18 protein-coding genes and 1 pseudogene are annotated in these 23,643 nt (G+C 53.0%); 8 read left to right on the forward strand and 11 right to left on the reverse strand.

The features are described from left to right. Positions 1–64: 64 nt before the first annotated feature. The 4 genes from HKD32_RS14100 to HKD32_RS14115 all read right to left on the reverse strand — a co-directional run bounded on the left by HKD32_RS14100 (position 65) and on the right by HKD32_RS14115 (position 5,830). Positions 65–3,124: an efflux RND transporter permease subunit gene (locus tag HKD32_RS14100; protein WP_061928766.1), complete on the reverse strand. Its 3,060-nt coding sequence runs from the start codon at positions 3,122–3,124 to the stop codon at positions 65–67. Between the two features lie 4 nt (positions 3,125–3,128). Beyond that, entirely contained in the window at positions 3,129–4,247 is a 1,119-nt protein-coding gene (locus HKD32_RS14105) for an efflux RND transporter periplasmic adaptor subunit (RefSeq protein ID WP_061928785.1), read from the reverse strand. Positions 4,248–4,282: 35 nt separating this feature from the next. After that, positions 4,283–5,470, reverse strand: a complete 1,188-nt coding sequence (locus HKD32_RS14110; RefSeq protein WP_061928783.1) for a TolC family protein — start codon at positions 5,468–5,470, stop codon at positions 4,283–4,285. A 93-nt stretch (positions 5,471–5,563) separates the two neighbouring features. Next, on the reverse strand, positions 5,564–5,830 hold the full coding sequence (locus tag HKD32_RS14115) for a metal-sensing transcriptional repressor (RefSeq protein WP_061928764.1): 267 nt from the start codon (positions 5,828–5,830) through the stop codon (positions 5,564–5,566). A 492-nt stretch (positions 5,831–6,322) separates the two neighbouring features. Here HKD32_RS14115 and HKD32_RS14120 point away from each other — a divergent pair, with 492 nt between their 5' ends. From HKD32_RS14120 to HKD32_RS14130, 3 genes are read left to right on the forward strand one after another with little or no spacing between them, the layout of a single operon-like run. Next, positions 6,323–6,865, forward strand: a complete 543-nt coding sequence (locus HKD32_RS14120; RefSeq protein ID WP_010505093.1) for an RrF2 family transcriptional regulator — start codon at positions 6,323–6,325, stop codon at positions 6,863–6,865. A gap of 35 nt (positions 6,866–6,900) precedes the next feature. Further along, positions 6,901–7,290: a cupin domain-containing protein gene (locus HKD32_RS14125; protein ID WP_061928761.1), complete on the forward strand. Its 390-nt coding sequence runs from the start codon at positions 6,901–6,903 to the stop codon at positions 7,288–7,290. 21 nt (positions 7,291–7,311) lie between these two features. Continuing rightward, on the forward strand, positions 7,312–8,220 hold the full coding sequence (locus HKD32_RS14130) for an NAD-dependent epimerase/dehydratase family protein (RefSeq protein ID WP_061928759.1): 909 nt from the start codon (positions 7,312–7,314) through the stop codon (positions 8,218–8,220). Between the two features lie 179 nt (positions 8,221–8,399). Here HKD32_RS14130 and HKD32_RS15485 read toward each other — a convergent pair whose 3' ends face one another. Further along, the gene (locus HKD32_RS15485; protein WP_268761848.1) at positions 8,400–8,522 is read right to left on the reverse strand and encodes a hypothetical protein; all 123 of its coding nucleotides are present in this window, start codon (positions 8,520–8,522) and stop codon (positions 8,400–8,402) included. Between the two features lie 175 nt (positions 8,523–8,697). Between HKD32_RS15485 and HKD32_RS14135 the strand changes: the two genes are divergently transcribed. The 4 genes from HKD32_RS14135 to HKD32_RS14150 all read left to right on the forward strand — a co-directional run bounded on the left by HKD32_RS14135 (position 8,698) and on the right by HKD32_RS14150 (position 14,523). Next, positions 8,698–9,342 (forward strand): TetR/AcrR family transcriptional regulator, encoded by a 645-nt coding sequence (locus tag HKD32_RS14135; RefSeq protein WP_061928757.1) that lies wholly within the window; start codon positions 8,698–8,700, stop codon positions 9,340–9,342. Positions 9,343–9,509: 167 nt separating this feature from the next. Continuing rightward, positions 9,510–10,664, forward strand: coding sequence for a M24 family metallopeptidase (locus tag HKD32_RS14140; RefSeq protein ID WP_194258333.1), 1,155 nt, complete (start codon positions 9,510–9,512; stop codon positions 10,662–10,664). A gap of 86 nt (positions 10,665–10,750) precedes the next feature. Next, complete coding sequence (locus HKD32_RS14145; protein WP_194258334.1) at positions 10,751–12,085, forward strand: MFS transporter; 1,335 nt, start codon at positions 10,751–10,753, stop codon at positions 12,083–12,085. A gap of 113 nt (positions 12,086–12,198) precedes the next feature. Further along, entirely contained in the window at positions 12,199–14,523 is a 2,325-nt protein-coding gene (locus tag HKD32_RS14150; RefSeq protein ID WP_194258335.1) for a TonB-dependent receptor, read from the forward strand. 505 nt (positions 14,524–15,028) lie between these two features. Here the strand turns inward: HKD32_RS14150 and HKD32_RS14155 are convergent. The 3 genes from HKD32_RS14155 to HKD32_RS14165 form a co-directional block, all read right to left on the reverse strand. Beyond that, the gene (locus HKD32_RS14155) at positions 15,029–15,832 is read right to left on the reverse strand and encodes a YdcF family protein (RefSeq protein ID WP_061928751.1); all 804 of its coding nucleotides are present in this window, start codon (positions 15,830–15,832) and stop codon (positions 15,029–15,031) included. Positions 15,833–15,861: 29 nt separating this feature from the next. Beyond that, on the reverse strand, positions 15,862–16,656 hold the full coding sequence (bla, locus tag HKD32_RS14160) for a class A beta-lactamase (protein WP_228119068.1): 795 nt from the start codon (positions 16,654–16,656) through the stop codon (positions 15,862–15,864). Positions 16,657–17,461: 805 nt separating this feature from the next. Beyond that, positions 17,462–18,034 carry an Lrp/AsnC ligand binding domain-containing protein gene (locus HKD32_RS14165; protein ID WP_456305927.1) on the reverse strand — a complete coding sequence of 191 codons (573 nt, stop codon included), beginning with the start codon at positions 18,032–18,034 and terminating at the stop codon, positions 17,462–17,464. Between the two features lie 19 nt (positions 18,035–18,053). Here HKD32_RS14165 and putA point away from each other — a divergent pair, with 19 nt between their 5' ends. Continuing rightward, positions 18,054–21,623 carry a bifunctional proline dehydrogenase/L-glutamate gamma-semialdehyde dehydrogenase PutA gene (gene putA / locus HKD32_RS14170; protein ID WP_194258337.1) on the forward strand — a complete coding sequence of 1,190 codons (3,570 nt, stop codon included), beginning with the start codon at positions 18,054–18,056 and terminating at the stop codon, positions 21,621–21,623. 435 nt (positions 21,624–22,058) lie between these two features. On the opposite strand, the gene HKD32_RS14175 is transcribed toward putA, so the two are convergent. The 3 genes and pseudogenes from HKD32_RS14175 to HKD32_RS15355 form a co-directional block, all read right to left on the reverse strand. Then, positions 22,059–22,571 carry an ROK family protein gene (locus HKD32_RS14175; RefSeq protein WP_194258338.1) on the reverse strand — a complete coding sequence of 171 codons (513 nt, stop codon included), beginning with the start codon at positions 22,569–22,571 and terminating at the stop codon, positions 22,059–22,061. Continuing rightward, entirely contained in the window at positions 22,571–22,801 is a 231-nt protein-coding gene (locus HKD32_RS14180; RefSeq protein ID WP_194258339.1) for a hypothetical protein, read from the reverse strand. The genes HKD32_RS14175 and HKD32_RS14180 overlap by 1 nt, the downstream gene beginning before the upstream one ends. A 60-nt stretch (positions 22,802–22,861) precedes the next feature. After that, positions 22,862–23,428, reverse strand: a pseudogene (locus HKD32_RS15355) (IS630 family transposase); the annotation flags it as partial. Between the last annotated feature and the right edge of the window lie 215 nt (positions 23,429–23,643).

Genomic DNA, 23,643 nt, shown 5'->3' on the forward strand with positions numbered 1-23,643 from the left:
GAGTTACTACCGATGTTAAAATGGTGAAAAGTATATCATATGTCTCCACCATTTTCTCAATGCATTATCGGGTGCGGTTATTGAAAACGAATGCGTATAATGACGGTAACACCAGAAGGGTTAATAAGGTTGAAGACACCAGTCCACCGATCACGACTGTTGCCAATGGTCGTTCGACTTCTGCGCCTGCACTTCCAGAAAACGCCATCGGAAAAAAACCGAGACTTGCAACAGATGCTGTTGCAATTACAGGGCGCAGACGCACTCGGGCAGCTTCAAATGAAGCCTTTACAACAGCCATTCCTGACTTCTGGTAAGTCCGTATCTGGGATACAAGCACGACACCATTGAGAATGGCGACGCCAAACAAGGCGATAAATCCAATTCCCGCTGCGATGCTGAACGGCATGCCTCGAATAACCAGTGCAAGAATACCGCCAGTAGCCGCCACAGGAAGATTCACAAACACCAAGGCCGCCGCTCCCGGAGAGCCCAGCGCCGCGACAAGAAGACCAAAGATCAGAACCAGCGCAATCGGCACGACAATGGAAAGTCGCCGACTTGCAGATTCGAGATTACGGAATTGCCCAGCCCAGGACATGCGGTATCCAGCAGGGAGTTTAACCTGCTGCGAAACAGCATTTTGAGCTGCTTTTACAAAACTCGCAACATCCCGGCCACGAACATTTGCCTGTACGATAATCCGACGATTCAGGCTGTCTCTATCAATACGGGACGTTCCGTCAATGAGGGAAAGACGTGCAACGTCCTGAAGCATGACCCAGCCCGCATGGTCGGACCGGCGTATCTGAAGCCTGCCGATCTGATCCATGGAAACCACGGCATTTTTTGAAAACCGCACCTGAGATGGAATAATCGCATTGTCCAAAGTAATGGATGTTCCAATGCGTCCTCCTATCGCTTCTACAGTCTGAAGAATATCAGGAACAGCAACCCCCAGACGCGCCGCTGAATCGCGATCCACATCCACATGGATATACGGCATCATGCCTTCGTTTGCAGAATTGACATCTGCCGCCCCTGGAACACTGCTGATGGCCTTTATCGTCGCGTCCGAAAGATGGGACAGCATTTCAAGATTGTCGCCATAAATAGAAATCGCCAACTGCGTGCGGACACCAGAGAGAAGGTCATCCATCCGCATCTGAATAGGCTGCGTCCAGGAATATTCTGCATCTGGAAGTCTCTCACGAAGCGCGGCACTCATTTTTCCAACAAGACCAGCTTCGGTACTTGCTGTTGTCCACTGAGAGCGCGGCTTGAGAAAGATGAACGTATCCGTTTCGCCTGTTCCCATCGGATCTGTTGGAATAGCTGAAGTCCCGGTGTTGCTGACAACAGTTTCAACGTCCGGGAAGCTCTTGAGAATCCGCTCCTGCTCGGTCACGCCACGCAAAACGGTTTCCAAAGATGCACTTGGTAGCCGTAAGGATGTAACAAGAAGTGAACCTTCATCAAGCTGAGGGACAAATTCACCGCCCATTTGACTGGCAAAGAAAACAGCCACAGCAAACGTACCAAGCGTAATACCAATGAGCAGTCTTACATGATGCTCACTCCAGGCTAGTGCAGGTTCGTAGTATCTTCGCACAAACTGCACGAACCGTGTTTCACGGTCGACAGGGCCATACTTCATGAAAAAAGCTGCAAGCGTTGGAATGCAGATAATGCAGTAGAGAAGGGACGCAATCAGCGCCATGATCACTGTCTGCGCCATGGGCCGGAACATTTTCCCCTCGATCCCTTCAAGGGTCAGGATCGGAAGGTACACGATAATGATGATGCCTATTGCAAAACTGACCGGTTGAATAACCCCCAGAAGTGCTTTGTGGGCAAGCGTTCTGAAGCTCTCTCTGTTGCCGACCTGGTCACGCGTTGTCAGCAGGTGCTCCACCACAACCAGGGAACTGTCGACGATCATCCCAAAATCAATAGCGCCCAAACTGAGCAGGTTGGCAGAGACACCAAACCAGCGCATTCCTGCCATGGTAAAAATCAGTGCAGCAGGAATTACGGAAGCAATAACGAATGCTGCCCGCCAGTCTCCAAGCACCACAACCAAAGCTGTAATGACAAGAATAGCGCCAATGATCAGGTTCTCTTTGACGGTCCCGATCGTTTCCGTTGTCAGAGTAGAGCGGGTATAAAACGGATCCAGTGTCACGCCTTGAGGAAGGGACTGACGGATTCCCGGAAGAGCAGCATTAATAGCTCGCAGAGTGGCGTTCGAACTGGCGCCATTCTGCATCAGGACAACCCCGTTAACGATTTCGCCTTGCCCATCGCGCGTCACGGCACCAAGACGGGTCCGTGTTCCAATCGCAACTTTTCCCATGTCACGGATACGGATAACATGCCCGTGCGGCCCTGTTTTAACAGGGATGAGACCAAAGGACTCAAGTCCTGTTATGCGGGCACGGGCTACAATAACCTGTTGCTCGTCATGATGGGCAATCCACCCCCCTCCAGAGGAGGCATTATTGGTTGAAATGGCTTGATCAATGTCATCTATAGAAACGCCGAAACTCACCATGCGGGCTGGATCCAGCGTAAGCTCAAAAGTCTCTTCCGCACCGCCATTGACGTTGACGTCCACAACACCGGGCACAAGCTTCAACTGAGGCGCAACAGTCCATGTCATGATCCGATTCAACTCTGTGAGCGAGTACTCGGATCCTTTGATCTGGATCTGCATGATTTCGCCCATCCCAGTGGCAAGCGGCCCCATGATGATGGAAATTCCGGGCACGGAAATGGTGTCCCGGGCTAGTTGAAGACGTTGACTGACCCGTGTCCTGTCCAGATCAATATCGGATGAGTCTGTGAATTTCAGGTAAACAGCGGAGACCCCTGTTCGGGAAATGGATCGAAGGTCTGTCACACCCGGTATGCCGGTCAAGCTTGATTCCAAGGGAAAGGTAATCAGCTTTTCCACTTCCTCGGTCGCAAGACCGGGAGCCGTGACCGATACCATAACCTGTTGCGGTGAAATATCTGGGACAGGCTCGACGGGAAGACCTGGAATGGTCAGAACTCCACCGATCAGCAGAGCGACAACAATACCGAGTAAAAGATAGGTATTTTTCTGGATGAAAGCTAACATTGCCTCAGTCGCCGCCTGAAGATTCAACGATCGCAGCACCCTTGAGTGCAAAACTTCCCGCACTGACAACCCGGCTACCGTCATGCAGGTCCGTCAGAATGACAGCGTCATCATCCGTTGACAGAACAACGTGAACTTCGTGCGGCTGGAACGTCTTTCCATCGGTAGCCGCATATACAATGTCATGACCATCAATCCGCTGAATGGCGATGGTTGGAACAATAAGTCCAGTAGCATGACCTGTTGTCTCGAAGTTCACATCCAGCATTGCGCCTGGCCGCAGCTCGGCTGGTGGGCTTTCAATCACACTGGTCACCCGGAGCAAACCAGTGTCAGGATTGGCCATGCCATCAATCGTGCTGATACGTGTCGAAAGTGGTGGCTGCCCTTCATGGCCGGACAACTGGATGAAGAGACGATCTCCAACAGCAAGATTTTGAGCATCTTCCGGACGAACCTGCGCAACAATCCATACTGTTGACAGGTCTGTCACGACAGCCACAGGCTCGCCAGCCGTAATATCTGCAGCAACTGCCGTGCTGACGCTTTGAACCACACCGTCTACCGGTGAGATCAGGCTCGAAGCCTCTCCATGCCCGATCGTTTCAGTCACAGAGGTGAATTCTTCCTCAAGCCGATGTCGGATCGTCGCGCTGTCAGTTTTCCGCGCGGCCAAGGAGGCCTGTGCCTGCTGAAGCATGGAAAGACGACGCTGAACATCACCGATGGAGACTGTTGTCCCACTCAAAGAACGTCCGCGCTGATAGGATTTTTCAGCCTCAGAAACCGCAGCATGTGCTGAAAGGAGCGCAGCATTGGCCTGGCCCTGCTCAAGATAAAGTTCGTGAAGCGAATGATCCGTATAAGTAATGAGGATCTGTCCCTTCCGAATACGCTCTCCAGGTGTGACCAGAACCTCCGTGACTTTACCGCTTCCTGCAGGACGGATCGTCACAGAGCGTGTCGAATTCGCCATAACGCTGGCCATCGCCGGAAGAAGCACGCGTAACTCGCCTGATCTGACGGGAACTATGGTAATTCTCTCACTCTGTTGCGCTGCTGCAGTCAGAGAGACAGGACGCAACCAAGTCGGCGTTTCCGCATGACAGGTCACGGTCAGCATGCCGAACAGACATGCTGAAAAAAGGCATTTAAATTTCAAGGGAGCGTCCCTGTGGAAATGCAGATACGAATAATCGCGCTATGCCATGCAACCTCAGCCTGATTCAGAGTCAACAAAGCACGCCAGGCTTCAGTTCTTGCACGAAGAACCTCAATGAGAGGCGTCTCGCCCAGTTGCCAGGAATGTTCCATCGCATCTGCACGCTTCATGGTCTGGGAAGCACCGGTCTGGGACTGGAGAAGCATCACTCGGGCAGCCGTCACGCGCGCCATGACCTGAGCCAGTTCATTATGAACGGCCCGTCGCGCTTCGACCTCGGCACGCATGGCAGCAGCCAAACGGTTCTGTGCGGCTGAAAGAAGCGGCGTATGCGTAACGTCACTTGGCAGGGGGACACGAATGTTGACGCCAACCTGTGTTGCCCAAGGGCTTCCGTATTGCCCTTGATCGATTGCATCAATGCCAACTTCAGGGTTGGGCATGAAACTGGAACGCGCCAGATGCATGTCTTCCTGAGCAGCCATAACTGCGCGATGTGCGGCTTTAATACGGGGATCCAGATCTTCCAGAGCCTTAGAGTTTCCTGTTGGAATACGCGCGAGCCATGGGGCTTGCGCAGCAAGAATATCCGGAACTCCCTGAATACCCAGAAGTGAAAACAACGCCACCCGAGAACGCGTCTGGTCTTCTTCGGCCTGCGCCAGTTCAGATCGGGTTTCAGCAAGCTGCGCGTTAACGGCCTGCTCTTCAACGCCCGTTGCTTCACCTTGCTCTTTCGAACGGGTGGTCAACAGCGCGATATGCTCCAGAGATCGTACGATCATCCGAGCAGCGATCACTCTGCGATCCGCAAGAATGGCCGCGCTTCCCTGCTCAAGCACACGAACGGCGATAGCCATCCGTTCCACTTCAACACGGGCCAGTGCAGCCTTGGAATCTGCCTGAGCAAGATGTTCCGTCGCAGAGCCTTGTCCTGGCAGCCATAAAGGGACAGAAACGCCTCCCTGCCAGGTGACGTAACCAAGATTGGTTCCTGCCGCCCGATCATCGCTATAGCTCGCTGTTAATACAGGGCCTCCGGCGAACCACGATTTTGCAGCTGCAGCGCGTGCGTCGGCAGATTGGGTATTTATAGCCAGCTCCTGCCGCACTGGATCATTTTCCCAGGCTGCTGTGAGCGCAGTTCGTAAAGGAAGAACGGGGTCACTTGCAGCGGAGGCCATTGGTGACCATGCGAACATGATCAGGCCAGCAAGTTTTGTTACCCTGAGGGCCAGGGGGGTAAGTTTTTTTGACGCCCGCACCTGGATCGTTCCTTAAAAATATTTCACGAGAAAAGAAAATTCCTGTACGGCATCTTCACGGCTCATCTGTCCGCTGGCGATTGCATCAATGATGCAGTGCTCCAAATGTTCTTGAACGAGAAGTCTTTTGGCGCCTCGCACCGTGCTTTCAATCGCCTCAAGCTGCTGTGCAAGGTCGGAACAGGACCGACCTGCGTCCACCATCTCGATGACCTTGCTGATATGACCTTGCGCCTGCTTAAGGCGACGTTTGATGAGGGGGTGCGCTTCGTGTACCATTCTTTTTATCTACCCTATAGGGGAGGGGGTGGCAAACACTGTTTTTATGTCGATACGTGATTTGCTTTGCGTGCCTGAATAATACTGACTGTCATGATCTTCATGATTGAAGAGCGGACTGGTGACGTCTGACACAAAGTAAGAGCGCGTTGCAACATTGTTATGGCAAGATCTGCGGTCATACCGATCTCAAGGTTCCAGCCGATGGCGCTATCCGTAGGAATAGTTTCAGTGTCACAGGCAGATAAGCCTAGCCTTCATGTGTCCAGATGTATGTGACGTTTGCTGTCCATTTCCGGTTAACCGTTGTTATGGGGGAGTCTTGGTCCGGAAGGTTGGGTTCAATACTTTGTTCGCACGAACTGTTCGTAGTCACTGGAAAATAAAAGTTCAATAGAGCCACATTAGCGAACTGTCCGTTTGGTAACTGCAGGGTTGGAATAATTCCTATAGTGTATTGCGAATCAAAACGCAGACTTATAAAGTCCGCGTATGACACTTTATGGCGCCAGCACCGAATATATTCTGCACAGCTTGCTCTGGCTGGTCGATAACCCAGAGCCTGTAAGCAGTCTCGATCTTGCAGAACTACAAGAAATTCCAGCGGCTTATGTCGCCAAATTGCTTCCCAAACTTGAAAAGGCGGGTCTGCTCACTGCGGCAGAGGGCTTGAGAGGTGGCTACAAACTGGCCCGTCCGGCTGATGATATCAGCGTTTTGGCTGTGGTGGATGCGGTGGAGGGCCGAAAGAGTCTTTTCAATTGCCAGGAAATCCGTGGTCGCTGCGCCCTTTTCGATAAACAGCCACCCGGATGGGCGACACAGGGCGTCTGTGGAATTCATGGTGTCATGCTGCGAGCCGAGCAGGCCATGCGGCAGGAACTGTCGCAGACTTCACTCGCGGATCTCGCTCGATCAGTCCGGGATAAGGCACCTTCTCCTTTCTTCGGACAAGCGCAGTCGTGGTTCGACGAACGTGTCCAGACACGTCGGACCAGCAAAGTCAGGCAACGGAAGCGGTCAGCCATCTCATGACCGTGACTGGTCTCTTAACAACAGGAACATTGAAAATGCGTAAACTTATTGCTTTCGCTGCTATGGCTGCGGGTTTCTGGACCCATGGTCTTTATGCAGAGACGAAAGTTACACCTCTGATGGAGCATGACCTTCCCGGTATTCCCGGTAAGGAGGGCGCCATGCTGACGGTAGACTACGCCCCCGGAGGCTCGGACCCGATCCACCGACACAATGCTTCAGTCTTTGTGTATGTTTTGAAAGGAAGCATTATTATGCAGGTCAAGGGCGGCGCATCTGTAACATTGAAAGAAGGGCAGAGCTTTTTTGAAGGCCCAAATGATATCCATATTGTTGGTCGCAATGCCAGTCAGACGGAACCTGCGCGTTTTCTTGCATTTTTCGTCAAAAACAAAGCTGCTCCGTTCGTTATTCCGGTAAAGTGATTTTAGGGATACCGAATTATCATGAAAGTCTTTTTAGCTGGAGCTAGCGGCGCATTGGGCCGTCCGCTGATCAACCAGTTGCGGGATGCCAGGTGTGAGGTCTGGGGACTGGCACATCGTCCCGATAGTCTGGAGACAATAGAAAAGCGCGGTGCTCATCCCGTGAAAGGAGATGCCCTTGATCGCGCCAATATTTTTGAGCTCATTGAACAGATCCGCCCGGACGTGGTGATCGATCAACTGACTTCCCTGCCGTCCAGTCCTTTCGATTTGGCTCAACGCCTGCCTGCTGATCGTAGATTGCGCCTGGAAGGCGGTGGCTATCTTTTCGAAGCAGCACAGACATTCCATGTGCAACGTTATGTCCAGCAATTATCCGGGTTTTATCTGGATGGTGGGGACGGGCTTGCAACGGAAGCTTCGCCCTTGAGAACCAGCGCTCCAGGGACCATTGGTGCCGGTGCACGCATGTATGCAGAGCTGGAAAAGCGGATTTCAAGTGCGCAGGAGATGGAAAGCATCGGGTTGCGCTATGGGTTCTTCTACGGTCCCGGGACATGGTACTGGCCTGATGGTGCATTCAGTCGCCATCTTCTCAAGGGGGAAGTCTCTTTGATCGGCAAGGCGAAAAGCACACTCTCTTTTATCCATGTAGACGATGCTGCCCAAGCAACGGTGGCAGCTCTTACAGCGCCAGCCGGCCTTTATAATGTTGTAGATAATCATCCGACGAAAATGTCTGAGTGGCTTCCAGCGTACGCGCACTGGATCGGAGCTGATGCTCCTCCTTGCCTCGATGAACGAGAGGCTCTTCATTTACTGGGAGAGGAAAGTATTTATTTTCAGAACAGCCTGACGGGTGCATGCAATCGGAAAGCTCTTCAGGTCATGGGCTTCAACCCACAACAGCCTTCATGGCTCAATAAATAAATTCAAGTATGTTTTCTGCTCAGTGGATATGAGATGGTCATTTGTGGGATAAATATTTGCACCCTTTATGACCGATATAAAGACAAAATTGGCAACTCCGGACTTTCGGGAGATCTCTTTTGTTTTGCGATTGTCTGCTAAGAAACGGAAATGCCGATCCAACCGGAACTAAAAGTGCTCTAAAGGTCCAGAGGAACCTGGACGTTCAGATGCGCGGGTTGGGGGGCGACGAGGATGATGCCGATCTGACAGATCAGCGCATGGTCGTAGAACCGGTTGGAAACGTCATCCAGACCATCCATCCTCGATCAGGGCAAGACCAGAATGAGTGAGGTTCTGTTCGTGCCCGCCCTCTGGAGCGCTGCAGTCGTTTGTGAACCAGGGTTTAACTGCTCGGGCATTTCCTCCCTAGGGGAGTATCTGTATGAAAGATATTCATTCTGGACTGTTTTCCGGTAGGAGTTTCCCCCTAGGCCTATGACTGTTTTATCCCCCTCCGCTCCTGTGGTTGTCCGTCGCCGGACACAGGCCGATCGCAGTGCGGAGACGCGCGCCAAGGTCATTCAGGCAACCGTTATCCTGCTTCAGACGCAGGGCTATGCCGCGACGACCATCCAGCGTATCGCCAAAATGGCTGGTGTCAGCCTAGGGGCGTTGCAGCATCAGTTCCCAACCAAGGCACAGGTTATGGCGATGGTGCTTCGGCATTATGCCGTCAAGCGCGCGCGGCTCTATCGCCGTGCTTTGAGTATGAAGGGCAGCCCCGAAGACAGAGTAGACGCCATGTTGGACACGATGTGGCGACTGGTGACGGAAGGGCCGGAATTTTTGGCGACGGTGGAAATCGAGCTGGCGCGACGAAGTGATCCGGATCTGGAGGAGGTGACGGCCCCTGTTCTGAAACGGATCGATCAGTTTATGACCCGCTGGCTTTCTGGTCGCAGGCTGGCGCCACCGGATCCACATTTCGTCGAGTTGCGTCTGCTTAACTCAGCACTGTTACGAGGGCTGGCGGTCGAGCGCGCGCGTGGTGTGCCTCTGGAGGATCTGGAGAGATCCTTTGAGACATGGCGACGCTTCTCGAGGGCAGAACTGCTCAGAGTTGCGGATCGCCCAGCCTGAGAACTGTTCAGCGTGTGGCAGAAGATGCGACCGCTCGCGGATCATTGCATTTTTAGAATAATTTTCTTGACGTTCACAAAACAAGTAGGTTGTATTGCTTTTATATTGGATTGAAGGCGATCTGTCCCGTAAGGGGGGGGGCCTGTTCCGGATAGATAAGGTCAAATATGACAATGCCGCCTCTGACTGCCGCACAGGTTTCCGCACCCGAAATCGCCGAACGCCATCGCAAAGTCCGTGAGAAGATGGAGAAGGCGGGTCTGAGTGCCTACGTCTCTTTTGATCCGGACAATGTCTATTACCTGACGAATTTCGCGAATTTCGTGCATGAGAGACCGTTTGTTCTCGTGCTCACGATGACTGAGACGTTCTTCGTCGTGCCAGTTCTTGAAGTTCCACATGTGCTGCGCCACAAAATCGGGGAATTGAAGCTTCTGAGCTATGCGGAGTTCCCTGCCGTCGTGGGATCCCGCTGGTCCGACCGCTTTGCCGATGCTCTTCCGAAGCAGGGAACGGTTGGAATTGAAGGGGCCTGTCCGGCCTATCTGCAGGCGCAGATTCCTAACCCCGTGAAGCTTCTGAACATCATTGATGAAGTTCGGGAGATCAAATCGGCGCACGAGATTTCGCGTATCGCTTGGACCAGCGACGTCATGACAAAGGCGCTGGGACTGATACTGGGCAAGGTAAAGCCCGGTATGATGGTGGCACAGACCATTGGCGACGTGACGCCGTATTTCTATCATCGCTGCCTGACGGAATCCCCGCAGTATAACGTCATGTCCACCCATGCGGCTGGCCTGATCCAGCCTCCCGCCTATACAGATGATCCGCATAATTTCTCGTGCCTGACCGCGACCTGTGAGCCGGGCGGGCCATTCCTCGGGCTCATTGCGGGCAAGATCAATGGATATGGCGCAGAAATCGAGCGTACCTTTTTCCTCGAGACCATTCACGAAGAGGCAAAGCGGCCTTTCGATACGATGATGGCCATGCGCTACAAGGCGTATGACATGCTCAAACCCGGCGCGATCGGCTCGGAGATTGACGCTGCCTGTCAGGCCATCGCGCATGCCGCTGGATATGAAACGCCGCTGCATCGGACGGGACACAGCTTTGGTGTCACGAGCCATGAAGCGCCGTTTCTGGCGCTAGGCGAGGACAATGTTGTTCAGCCGGGCATGATTTTCAGCATCGAGCCCGGGATCTACATTAAAGGGAAGGCCGGATACCGCCATTCTGACACGGTTGTGGTGACGGAGACCGGATATGAGATCCTCACGAAATACCCTGACAGTAAAGAAGACCTCATCGTCGGCTAAGACCCTTCCAGAACCCGGAAGTCCTGTGCGGAGGGGCTTCCGGTCCATAATTTTCGTCACTGTATTTCGTTCCGGGATGGAAATATATGTCTATTGCAGACCGACTGGAGCGTCTTCCGTTCTCCGGGTTTCATTACCGGCTCTTGTTTCTCGGGGGCGCAGGGTACTGTTTTGATGGGCTTGATGGCGCTATTCTGGCGTTTGTTATGCCCGCTCTGCAGCATCTGTGGGGGCTGTCGATGACCCAGCTTGGTCTGCTGGGAAGTGGGGCATTTTTCGGATATTTTATCGGTGCGCTTTCAGCAGGTCTGGTGGCGGACCGGTGGGGGCGGCGCTCGGTGATGATGTGGGCTCTGGCCTGCTATTGCGTGGGGTCTCTCATCTCAGCGCTGTGTACGAACTGGCACGGTTTTGTACTCTCACGGGTGTTGGCCGGGGTGGGAACAGGGGCTGAGTCCGCAATTATCGCGCCCTATCTGTCGGAATTTGTACCACGGAGGTATCGGGGAGCCTTTACAGGGGCGCTGGCGGGGTTCTTCTCGTTTGGCTTCGTGGGAGCCTCGCTGCTAGGTTATGCCTTGGTGCCGGGATCGGAAAATGGCTGGCGCTGGGCTTTGGGCCTGACGGCGTGCCCGGTTGTCATGCTGCTTTGGTGGAGGCGATCCTTGCCGGAATCCCCGCGCTGGCTGGTCGGATCAGGTCAGGGCGAAGCTGCACATCGGGTTCTGTGCGGGATAGAAAAGAGCATGGGCGTAGCGTCTCCGGTTTATGAGGCCGAGGTAGCGCTTTCCACGCAGATGCCGAGGCGTGGCCAGTTTTTGAGGCTTATGGGAGCAGAGCTGCGGCGTGTAACGGTCATGAACTGGGTTTTGTGGCTGTCCGTCACGTTCAGCTATTACGCGTTTTTCTCATGGTTGCCGACACTTCTGATCGCACGAGGCTTCACCATCACGCACAGTTTCGGTTTTTCGATTGCCATCTGTGTGGCGCAGATCCCAGGTTATTTCAGCGCAGGGTTTTGTAACGAGTATTTCGGCCGCAAAGCGACAGTCGTGACGTATCTCGCTGCCGCCATGCTGAGTGCTGTGGCGATGGCATTCGTGTCGACGTCTGGCGGGATTTTGGGGGCAGGCATACTTCTATCGTTCTTCATGAATGGTACTTTCGCTGGGGTTTATGCCTATACGCCCGAAATTTTTCCGACGGCTCTGCGGGCAACGGGAATGGGAACCGCATCGGCCGTTGGGCGTATCGGCGCGATTGCGGCACCACTTCTGATCGGTGCGCTTTATCCGAGCTTCGGGTTCGCAGGTGTCTTTGGCATGACCGCGCTGATCCTTATTGCGGGCGCGCTATGCATCCTTCTTCTGGGGCCTTCGACTGTGAACCGATCTCTCGAAGAGATCGAGGACGCGTACTGAGTTTTTCCGGATATCCGGAGCTGTGAAGTCCGGTGCCGGTCATGAAATCCGTCATGCGCTTTGCATGAGTGTCACATCATCTGAAAACCGGAGTGGTTCCGGGGAGACCTGAAATGTTCCGATTTAACAATATTCTTCTGTGCACGAGTGCATTGGTTCTGACGTTGCCGGCTGTTGCGGCCGCGACATCCGGGAAAACTACTCATGGGGCAAAGAGCCGCGCCGTTATGTCACACGCGCCGGCTGGTGCGCCGTTGGTGGCACGGATACGGCATTTTGCCCCGTCTTCGGACCCTGAGTCGATCAGGGTTTACCGCACGAAAAATGCACTTGGACCGATGGCGACGCAGCGTCAGGGTATCTCGGTGACACATATCGATTCAACCGAACTGGCGCGGCATCAGGTCACGGATGTGAAGGGGTTAATGAATCTCGCGCCCAATCTGACGGTACAACCGCAGGGTTCCAGCTCGGCCGTGAACTTCACGCTGCGCGGTGTAGGCCTGAACGATTTCACGGCGAATAATACGCCGTCGGTCATGACCTACGTGGATGGCGTGGCGCTTCCGATTGGTTATATGGCAGGTGCGGCGATGTTTGACATGGCCGGTGTTGATGTAAGTACTGGTCCCTCCGGCTACACGCATGGTCAGACGGTGACGGCTGGCGAAATTAACATCAAGACAGCCGACCCGACGAAAGTGCTTCATTATGGAGCGTCAGAAGATATTGCGTCCTATAATCGAAGCATCACCAATCTGTATGTGTCCGGTCCGCTATCGTCCAATGTGCAGTATCGGATTGCGGGTTTCACACAGCAGGGCGGTGGCTTTCAAAAGAACATCAATACCGGGCAGTCGCTTGGCAATGCGAACAAAGGCGGATTGCGGGCAAAAGTGGCTTGGCAGCCGGACGACAGGACCAATATCGTCTTCAGCGGTAACTGGATGCAGGATAATTCCCAGGCAATGGGTGCCTTCAACGTTCAGGATCTGGCGCGCAATACGCCCGCCTATCAGAACAACCGCAATACGGGTTGGGGCTTTACGCCGGAATTCCTGAAACTTACCGGAAATTCTGTCGGGATGAAGCCATCCTATAACAATACGTTCTGGGGGGCTGGCCTCAACTTCACGCGGAACCTTGGTTTTGCCGATCTGAGTATCATCAGCGCGTTCCAGCAGATGTACGTGCACAATCTGATGGATCTGGATGGCACGCGCTACGCGATCTATGACGATGACGTTAGTACAGATGCCAATCTGTTCTCACAGGAAGTAAAGCTGGCGTCGCATAATCCGCATGACCGGCTGCAATGGAATGTGGGCATGTATTATGATCGCACGCAGATGCATTCGGTCATGTTCAACGATTATACGGGCTCCGGATCACGGCCCTATATCCAGCGCACGAGCTATAATCAGGACCAACAGGCGTTTAGCCAGTACGGGTATCTGCGCCTGACGGTAACGAAGCGGCTGCATCTTCTTGCGGGGATCACCCATGAGTCCGATGATCGTGATCTCTACAACATGCAGACCCTGCGCTATAATACCGCCATCTATCCAACGCCGTTCAACAACCATTACGGGCGTCGCGGCGCGCTGACGAACCAGTTTTCCGGTATGGGCGGGATCGAGTATCAGGCGCTCGATAACCTGATGTTTTATGGTTCCATCCGCAAGGGTTTCAAGCCGGGTGGCTTTACGGCGAACAATACGGTTGTGGCGTCCCAGCTCACTCCGACAAAGCCAGAATCCCTGTTGGCCTATGAGGTTGGTTTCAAGTCTGATTACTGGCACCACAAGCTACGCCTCAATGGCAATGCCTTCTGGTACGACTATCACGGTCAGCAGGTAGCCGGTCTGGCAGTCGTGCCGAATTATGGTGTGGTAGGCCAGTACGTCAATATTCCCAAGAGCCGGATCTGGGGTGTGGAACTGGGGATAGACGCCAATCCTATCCCCGGGCTTCTGCTGCACCAGCACTTCGGTTACGAGCGTGGAAATTATAAAGACTATAGCGCAATCGACACGACGGCAGTGGCTGCTGCTTATATCAGGACTGGCAGGCTGATGGCGCTATACCGCAGTTATGCGGGCGTCGATATGGGGATCCCGAAGCTCACTCTGGAAGGATCGGCATCTTATAAGACGAAGCTCGGAACGCAATGGTCGCTCACGCCTTATATCGACTATAGTTATCGCGGGTCGCAGTCCGATGTTCCGGGGAATAACCTGTATCGGATGCCGGCTTATTTCCTAATGGATGTCGGCCTGACCTTTGCGCCGAAAAGCGCAAAATGGTCGGTTTCGGCCTATGCCAATAACGTTTTGGATCGGCGTTATGACGTGACACGCCAGACGGGTCTGAACGGGGTTTTCGGTATTCCAGGCACGCCGCGTATGGTAGGCGGTCGGCTTCGGGTCGACCTGTAATTCTCACTCTTGCATCTTCCGGTAATGTGCGGAAGTGCGAGTTATTGTACCAGTTCCGGTCGAAAAAATGCTTCCATCTGCGGCCGGAAGCTGGACCGCATAACGTTGTTCTTCTCGCTAACCTGCATCCAATATTTGGCAAGTTCTGTCATTAGTCCCGTAAAGCTTCGTATTCATGCCGCCTTTGATACGGTCAATTAGGCGGCCTGGTTCCCTTTTTAGCCGCAGAATTGAAGCAGTGCGATGTGCCATGACACTTTGAGAAAAAGCGCCGCAGACGTTCCATCTGTTCGTCCGTCAGCCAATACAGATTACGCATCTTCAGTCTCCTCGCAAAGCATGGAACAGATTTTCACCGCATAATCAATGCGTTTTGAACCTAGTTCTTTTGCCACTCACGAAAACAAGTTTGCCCGCGGGTTTTCCTTATATCAGTAAATGATGACGTATTGCTCGTCATGCATGACATGCAAAAACTTACCCTGAAACAGGACCATTTTCCCAATCATGTAAGAACACGATCCTTCGCGTTTCCATGATTTTTCAAAAGTTCATGAACATGCTGATACGCGACCTCAATCTCAGAAGGAATTTCAACATGCGGGATGAACTGCCGTCCGCGGGGGCCATAACCGTTCTCATCGTCCCTTAACCGGGGAATTTCTCCCATGATCAGAGACATGAACCGTTCTGGGCTCCATAGCCCCGAAGGGAGTCCCGCAGCATAGGTCACGATCCCGTCTCGCATTTCAAGACGCGGAATAAAAGTCGGACAGCTATGAAAAACCGTTACGCAGGACGCATCCTGCCATGCCTTCTGGAAAGTCACGAAAGTTCGTAACTGCATGGCCGGATCCTGAAACAGGATAGCAGTTCGCGGCTCCAGACCCAGTTCCGTTAGGCGTATCTTGGTAAAGGTAGCGTTCTCACCACAATTGGCGGAGCGTGTTTCCAGAATCAGTTTTTCTCTGGGAAATTTCCAGACTTCCGACGCTAAAGCACCAAAAATCTCAGCTTCGGATCTGTCTTCTAGATGTGTCTCTGGTAGCAGGGTTTCTGCTCTGACAGTCTCCACCAGAAGAGTGGTCGAATGTCCAATGCCACCTGAAAAAAGCAGGGGACAGTTAGCTTCTAATGCTGTTTTGCAGGCAGCCTGGGCTGTCTCAAGAATGGCATTTCCAGCGTGGATCACCAGATCTACTGGAGGACTGCTAGCCTGAGGGATGTCCTTGAAGGCCAGAAAGGCCGATATTGCATTGACGGCATCAATATCGTTCTGCGTTTTCAGGAAGGCATTGAACTCAGACATATTGCTCTCTTTTGGGGTCGAAGGCTGTCTTACGCAGGACACAACGTCTCTGCCGCAATACGCCCGATTTCCGAAAATACCTCAAAAAACTGCTTTTCATCAGGTTGGCCGCCACGGGTATAGGCGCATACTATGAGTGGCGCTTCCCGCGTTGGCCATGCAACGGCAATATCTCCGGCTGCATCTTTACCGTTATTGCCGGTTTTGTCGCCTACATCCCAAGTAGGAGGAAACCCTGCACGTAGCCTTCCTTTGCCGGTCTGACAGTTTTTCATCCATCCTGTTAGCAAGGAGCAGGATGCCCCAGACAGCGCATGACCAAACACCAGATGTTCCAAGATCCAAGCCATCGCCTCAGGGGTCGTTGTATTACGCAGACCACCCTGTGGAGTTCTGTTCAGGACAGGCTCCCAGTCATCCAGACGGGTTTGACGATCTCCGAGAGACCGCCAGAACCGTGTCAGTGCAGCGGGGCCGCCGACCCGGGCCAGAAGCAGATTGGCACAGACATTATCGCTCCATTCCACGGCAGCCTGACACATGGCCCTGACGGATAAACCGCCTGCTGCGACATTGGCCTTCGCAACCGGGGCATAGGTGTCTCCCAAATCAGAAGCCGTATAGGGCACGACCGTTTCAAGGCTTTCTTTCCCCTGATCTACCCGGAGCAAGGTCAGTGCCGCGAGCGATGCCTTGAAAGTACTGCACATGACAAATCGCTCGTTTTCCCTCCAGGTCAGACGCTGTCCGGTTGCCAGATTTCGGGCAAAGACACCGATATGACCACCGGTTGCTTCTTCATAAGAGGATGTGATCGATGTCATCCGCGATGCTGCACGTGCTGGTACAGCCAAGAAAACAACGCTTCCAGCCAAGAATTTCCGCCTGAACATCATTGGAGCTTTATAATCCTCATATTGGCTGCCGTATCCACTCAATGCAGGCGATTGTTGGCCTTCTCAAGCTGAAGGTCCATTCCTTTCTGATCTGTTTGGAGCTAGTATTCGACGATTGTTTCGCCCGCTACGCGATAAACAACCGAGGTCAATTCGATTAGTTCTGCTCCCGTAGGGGCTTCCCCATTCAGTGACTGAATATGATGTGCCTGCATCTGAGGCGCCATGTAAATCGCCGCAGCTTCCGGCTTGCGTCCCGACCGGACATTATCCAGTAAATCCGCGCCCAACCTGTTCTGGCGTTGGGGACTTAACCGGCATGCTCTGAGCCTTGGCAGGGAACGCTTTGCTGCCAGACTGCATCAGACCCCACCGTCGTTTCGGTTGCCACATTCCTCTCTCCCTTCAGGAACGGACTGCATACACCATGGAAAACAGGCCCAATAACGAAAGATAATGGCTCCTAGGAGTAGTATAGCTCAGCTTATTCGGGTGATCCAAACGTTCTGATCGTGTCCCTTATGTACTTTGACATGATCTGCAAAGCGTAAAGGATCGAACACTGTCTGAAGGAGTGTAATAATATTTATATAAATAATCAAAGATGTAATCATAAAGATATTTCATTGTAATAAATATATATCATGAATAATCCCTATGGTAGAGTACTACATTCGTCGTCTCGGTTATTCTTATTTCTGTTGAGGTCGACCGTATTTAGGCTTAATGGTTCCTAAAATAGAGGCAATTCCGGATCAGATTTTATTTCCTCCATCACAGTATAGGTATGAGTTTGACGCACCCCTGGCAGGCGGGTCAGGGTTTTTCCAAGGAAGTTACGATAGGCGGCCATGTCCTTGACGCGCGCTTTCACGAGATAATCAAACCCTCCTGCCACCATGTAGCATTCACAGACCTGCGGAATGGTTTTCAAAGCCTTTGAAAAGGATTCAAAAATATCGGGGCTGGTGCGATCCAGTGTCACCTGAATGAAGACGAGCAATCCAAGATTGATGGTTTCTGGGTCAATACGTGCCATGTAGCCCTGAATAACGCCGCTCTGCTCCAATTTGCGGACGCGTTCAAGTGTGGCGGCGGGACTGAGATGGATCTGTCGGGAGAGATCCAGATTTGTAATACGGCCGTCTTTCTGCAGAAGTCTCAGAATTCTGCGATCCATGTCGTCCATTGCGGAACTGCCTGCAAATATAATTCGTCCAAAAATCAATATACCGAACTTAAATCGTTGTCTCTGGTAAAATACCAGTACCTGTTTTGTAAACGTTTCAATATCTGGGAAGGACAATCAAACCAGCGGTACCCTCATGACCACATCCTTTGCGTCGCTTGCTGCCACAGTTCCTTCTCGTTCCCTTTTGCGTCAGGTCATTACCGACCATATCCGTGTTCCGGAAGCTGGTCGTGTGGAAGCGCTGTCCCGGGAGGCTACTCTTGAAGAAGGGCAGGCGGCGCTGGCACGTCAGACAGCACGACGTCTGGTTGAGGCGCTTCGCCAGTCCGGCAGTAGTGGAATCGTGCAGGATCTGGTTCAGGAATATGATCTGTCTTCGCAGGAAGGCGTGGCACTGATGTGCCTTGCTGAAGCCCTGCTGCGTATCCCTGATCTGCCAACGCGTGATGCATTGATCCGTGACAAGATTGGAAATGGTCAGTGGCACGAGCATATCAGTCGCAGGTCCTCGCTTTTCGTAAATGCTGCGACTTGGGGGCTGGTTGTTTCAGGAAAGGTCTTGTCTACGGAACAGACCAAAGCGCTTCCCGGAAGCCTCAAGCGCCTGATTGGACGATGCGGTGAGCCTGTCATCCGCCGAGGTGTAGATCTCGCAATGCGCATGATGGGTGAGCAGTTCGTCACCGGTCAGACCATTGAGAACGCTCTCGAAAACAGCAAGCCTCTGGTCGCAAAGGGCTTCCGGTATTCCTACGATATGCTGGGTGAAGCTGCCACGACCATGGCGGATGCCGACCGGTATTACCGTGATTATGAACTGGCCATCCATGCGATCGGCAAGGCGGCGGCTGGTGCTGGCGTCTATCGAGGGCCGGGAATCTCCGTCAAGCTTTCAGCTTTGCACCCGCGGTACAGTCGCTTGCAGAGAGACCGGGTCCTGGCTGAACTTGGACCACGTCTTACAGCACTCGCGCGTTTGGCGTGTCAGTACGATATTGGTTTCAACATTGATGCTGAAGAAACGGAGCGACTTGAGCTGTCTCTCGACCTTCTGGAAGCTCTCTGCCACGACGTAGCTCTGAAAGACTGGAAGGGTATTGGTTTTGTCGTTCAGGCCTACCAGAAGCGCGCGCCGTTTGTTCTTGACTGGATCATCGACCTAGCCCGTCGGACAAATCACCGTCTGATGGTTCGTCTGGTAAAGGGCGCATACTGGGACAGCGAGATCAAACGGGCTCAGGTGGAAGGGATGGAGGATTTTCCGCTCTTCACACAGAAAGTTCACACAGACATCTCCTATATCGCCTGCGCCAAAAAGCTTCTGGCGGCCCCGGATGCTATTTTTCCACAATTCGCGACCCATAACGCCCAGACGCTGGCAAGCATTCACGCCCTTGCAGGCCCTGACTTCACGGTAGAGTCCTATGAATTTCAGTGCCTGCATGGCATGGGGGAGACACTCTACAAAGAGGTCGTTGGTCCTGAAAAGCTGAACAGGCCGGTCCGGGTTTATGCGCCTGTGGGGACACATGAGACGCTGTTGGCGTACCTTGTGCGTCGTCTGCTGGAGAATGGGGCCAATTCGTCTTTCGTAAACCGTATTCAGGACCCGGCTGTCTCGATTGAGGACCTGATTACGGACCCGGTGACGTTGGCTGCCAGCGTGCCTCCGAGCGTAATTCGGCTCCCTCTGGATATGTTCCAGCCTGAGCGCCAGAACTCTCGCGGGCTTGATCTTTCTGATGAAAATACCCTGAAAGCTCTTGGGCTAAAGCTGAGTATTCCAGCAGCTTTTGGCGCGCAAACAGGAGAGGCGATTACCAATCCAGCTAACAGGCAGGACACAGTCGGTTTTATTCAGGCCACATCTGTTGATGATGTACAGAACGTCATCCGCAAAGCGCAGGATGGCTTTGAAGTCTGGAAAAATACGCCTATTGCAGAGCGCGCAGCCTGTCTTGAGAAGGCAGCCAGTCATCTGGAATATGATATGCCGCGTCTGATGGGGCTCATCATGCGGGAGGCGGGTAAGACCCTTGCAAATGCTGTTTCCGAAATCCGGGAGGCCGTCGATTTTCTGCGTTATTATGCTGCCCAAATCCGACGCGAGTTTGCAGACAATAAGGCTGTTCCACTTGGGCCTGTGGTGTGCATCAGCCCATGGAATTTTCCGCTCGCCATCTTTCTGGGGCAGGTCTCGGCATCTCTAGCTGCCGGAAACAGTGTTCTTGCAAAGCCAGCTGAAGAAACACCGCTGATTGCCGGGGAAGCCATCCAGTGTCTGCATAAGGCAGGCGTCCCAGAAGCGGTTGTGCAGCTTGTGTTGGGGGGAGGCGACATTGGAGCGGCGCTGGTCGCAGATCCACGGGTGACGGGCGTTCTGTTTACGGGATCAACGGAAGTTGCCAAGCTGATCGAAAAGAAGCTTTCTCAACGCTTGAACCCGAATGGTTCGCCAGTCCCGCTGATTGCCGAAACAGGTGGGCAGAATGCACTTATCGTAGACAGTTCTGCCCTATCCGAGCAGGTTGTTGCAGATGTTCTGTCGTCCGCTTTTGACAGTGCGGGTCAGCGCTGTAGCGCCCTGCGTGTACTGTGTCTTCAGCACGATAGCGCAGATCTTGTTCTGACCATGCTCAAGGGCGCGATGGAAGAACTGCGTACGGGGGACCCCTCATTGCCTGAAACGGATGTTGGTCCGGTGATCAGTGCTGAGGCTCAGGCCGGTATCCTGCGCCACATTGAGGAAATGCGTGCGCGCGGTTGCAGAATTCATCAGTCACTGCTTGAGGCAGAATGTAAAAACGGCACGTTCGTCGCGCCAACACTGATTGAAATCGATAGTCTTTCCATTCTTCAGCGTGAAGTCTTTGGTCCGGTTCTACATGTTGTCCGCTACCAGCGGGATGAACTTCCGCAAGTGATGAAAAGCATTCGTGACACGGGATATGCCCTCACATTCGGTGTACATTCGCGAATTGACAAAACAATCGAGGAGCTGAAAGCGTCCTCGGACGCAGGCAATATCTACATCAACCGCAATCTTGTGGGTGCCGTGGTCGGTGTTCAGCCTTTCGGAGGGCACGGCCTTTCGGGAACTGGCCCCAAGGCTGGCGGACCGCTTTATCTGCGTCGTCTTCTCGCACAGCGACCGGAGCTCAAAACGTTTTCCAGACGGGATTTGCCTGTTGTCCTGAATGCCGCCGGTCAATGGCTGCGGGCTATTGCTCCCGACTTCCGGGCAAAAGCCAGTGCCGGGACGCTGCTGGGGGCTCAACTCACTCTTCCTGGGCCAGTCGGCGAAGAAAACGTCTATACATTGACGGCGCGTGGAACGGTGCTTTGTGCTGGCCCAACGCTGGAAGATGTGTGCCAACAGGTCACGGACGCTCTGACTGCAGGAAATGTCTGCGCTATTCCCGCAGAAATATGGCGTCGTTTGCCACCACCGCCCGTTGGGCTTCTATCGCATGTCCTGCCGGTATCAAGCAGTGCCCAGTGTGATATTGCGCTTTGCAACGGAGACGAGGCGATCAGGAAACAGGTTCTGGCTGCGCTTCAGTCTGATCATGGGCCTGTCGTATGTCTCCATACCCCTGACGAGCATGGTCACTATCCGATGGAATGGTTGGTGCAGGAGCGGGTTTGCAGCACCAACACAACGGCGGCGGGTGGTAATGCAGCACTGATGGCGGTCGTTTAGGGCCTGAAAGTCTGCGGAATAACAGAGTGCAGTGCATATCAATTGTGTCTAAATGGCAGTTCCGATACGCCACAGCAGTCTTGTTCTAGGATAGAGCTTCGGCGGGGTGGTGGTGTGAGACCTGAAGTTTCAAAATTTTATTGAATTTGTGCAAAGGATATTCACCGTAACAGACGACATGGGCCGCTAAATGCGGCAGATCATTCAGTAGGACCAGGTACATGGCAGTCACTAGTTGGGTAAATAAAGATGTGGAAAATTGTATCCTTCACGTCCATCTATGGATACGAAATACTTTGTTACGAAGTGCGTTATTTTCTTTTTCAGCATCGACCGATCTGTAATGAACACCTATTATCTTGTCATTAAGAAAGATCACACTTCCAGTATGCTGTTTTTGACTTTTTCTAAAGGGAAACGGCATACGCCAAATAGCTAGCGATGGTCGAAGGGGCGTTCGTCACTACCGATTGGGCAAATATAGAGATGCCAGAAGCCCGGTTTCGTATTGATGAAGATCGGTAGTGTCATGCCGCCGATTACAGGCCCATTCCTGAGAAGCGTTGCTGTGGTAAGGCGAGACAATTTCCTGTTCCGGATCGCACTTAGCGATGGGAGTAGGGGGTCGGCACGCTCAACCAGAGCAGCAAGAACTGACTTTGGAAAAGCGTCACTCAGAAAGATCGTTTCCGGGTCGAAGGCCGTTTCTATGATCGCAACGAGAAAGCGTAGGGTTTTACTTGCTGTTTCCATCCAGTGCATGAGAGAGCTGTCGCGGCTGGCATGCATGTTTCCGATTGCTTCAGGGGTAAGTGTCGAAACCGGGCAGTCAACGACGATACCCGCTCTGCTCCCGTACCCGACATAAATCAGAACCGCGTTGCGGGCTGGAGCACCGGAGTGAGAGAACGGTTCGACCATGGCAGCTGCCGTTGCGTCATTTTCCATCAGGCCGGCAGGTCCAGAAGCGTTACGAGTTTTTCGCTTACATTAAAGCCGCGCCAGAGATCCCATTCCAGCATGTTCATTTCGACTTCGTACGTGTCCGCGTGAAGCGTTGGAAGAACGAGACCGATTCCCCAGATTTGATGTTCTTCGATCCCGCTTTCGCAGATCATGGTTTCTTCAAGTTCAGCCATGACTGTCGTCATGGCTGCGGGATCAGTCGTCTCTCTCACTCATTCGGCTCGTTTGCGGATATTCAGCAATAAACCCTCAACGATAATCGAGATCCTTTCCTAGTGTCCTGTCTCGCAAATAGCTTCACATAAATGTTCAACTTTTTCGAGGATGGCCTCGCTTGTAGCGGTCCAGACAAATGGTTTCGCTTTGGCGTTATAAATCTCGACGAAGGCATTGATTTTCTCAGTGAGATCCTTGGCACTGACGAAAGAAGCTCGGCGTATCTGACGTTCGGTGATGAGCGCGAACCAGCGCTCGACCTGGTTGAGCCAGAATGCATAGGTCGGCGTATAATGGACATGGAAGCGTGGTCGCGCAGCTAGTCAGGTTCGGACTTTGGGGTGTTTGTGGGCGGCATAGTTGTCAATCACCAGATGAACGTCGAGATCAGGCGGAACTTTCGCCTCGATGTGCTCGAGAAACCCAAGGAATTCTTGGTGCCGGTGACGAAAACGGCACTGGGTGAGAACTTGGCCATTCGCGATATCGAGGGCGGCAAACAGGGGCGTAGTGCCATGCCGGACATAATCGTGCGTGACGCCTTCGAGATAGCCAAGGCCAAGTGGCAGCACAGACTGCGTACGCTCCAACCCTTCACGCTCGCTTTCACTGATGCAAAGGATACGTTCCTGCGGCCGACCAATACCCGCCATATCCGTTCTCCCTGAAGAAAACGAAGATGCCATCCGATGCCAAATTATGTAGAGCTATTTGCGGGACAGGACACTAGGTCGCGTTGACAAAAGGTCTATACACTCATCCTGAGATCTGATTCACTGGTTGCTTCAACGCAGACGGCACGGTGGAGCGGGCATGGCACGAGGCGATCTGACGGATC

The sequence above is a fragment of the Gluconobacter japonicus genome, from assembly GCF_015244665.1.
Lineage (GTDB): Bacteria > Pseudomonadota > Alphaproteobacteria > Acetobacterales > Acetobacteraceae > Gluconobacter > Gluconobacter japonicus.

Coding starts and splice junctions, on each gene's coding strand:
- HKD32_RS14100 (WP_061928766.1), bottom strand. CDS start 3,124: ATGTTAGCTTTCATCCAGAAAAATACCTATCTTTTACTCGGTATTGTT.
- HKD32_RS14105 (WP_061928785.1), bottom strand. CDS start 4,247: ATGCTGACCGTGACCTGTCATGCGGAAACGCCGACTTGGTTGCGTCCT.
- HKD32_RS14110 (WP_061928783.1), bottom strand. CDS start 5,470: ATGGCCTCCGCTGCAAGTGACCCCGTTCTTCCTTTACGAACTGCGCTC.
- HKD32_RS14115 (WP_061928764.1), bottom strand. CDS start 5,830: ATGGTACACGAAGCGCACCCCCTCATCAAACGTCGCCTTAAGCAGGCG.
- HKD32_RS14120 (WP_010505093.1), top strand. CDS start 6,323: ATGACACTTTATGGCGCCAGCACCGAATATATTCTGCACAGCTTGCTC.
- HKD32_RS14125 (WP_061928761.1), top strand. CDS start 6,901: ATGCGTAAACTTATTGCTTTCGCTGCTATGGCTGCGGGTTTCTGGACC.
- HKD32_RS14130 (WP_061928759.1), top strand. CDS start 7,312: ATGAAAGTCTTTTTAGCTGGAGCTAGCGGCGCATTGGGCCGTCCGCTG.
- HKD32_RS15485 (WP_268761848.1), bottom strand. CDS start 8,522: ATGGATGGTCTGGATGACGTTTCCAACCGGTTCTACGACCATGCGCTG.
- HKD32_RS14135 (WP_061928757.1), top strand. CDS start 8,698: ATGACTGTTTTATCCCCCTCCGCTCCTGTGGTTGTCCGTCGCCGGACA.
- HKD32_RS14140 (WP_194258333.1), top strand. CDS start 9,510: ATGACAATGCCGCCTCTGACTGCCGCACAGGTTTCCGCACCCGAAATC.
- HKD32_RS14145 (WP_194258334.1), top strand. CDS start 10,751: ATGTCTATTGCAGACCGACTGGAGCGTCTTCCGTTCTCCGGGTTTCAT.
- HKD32_RS14150 (WP_194258335.1), top strand. CDS start 12,199: ATGTTCCGATTTAACAATATTCTTCTGTGCACGAGTGCATTGGTTCTG.
- HKD32_RS14155 (WP_061928751.1), bottom strand. CDS start 15,832: ATGTCTGAGTTCAATGCCTTCCTGAAAACGCAGAACGATATTGATGCC.
- bla (WP_228119068.1), bottom strand. CDS start 16,656: ATGACATCGATCACATCCTCTTATGAAGAAGCAACCGGTGGTCATATC.
- putA (WP_194258337.1), top strand. CDS start 18,054: ATGACCACATCCTTTGCGTCGCTTGCTGCCACAGTTCCTTCTCGTTCC.
- HKD32_RS14175 (WP_194258338.1), bottom strand. CDS start 22,571: ATGGAAAATGACGCAACGGCAGCTGCCATGGTCGAACCGTTCTCTCAC.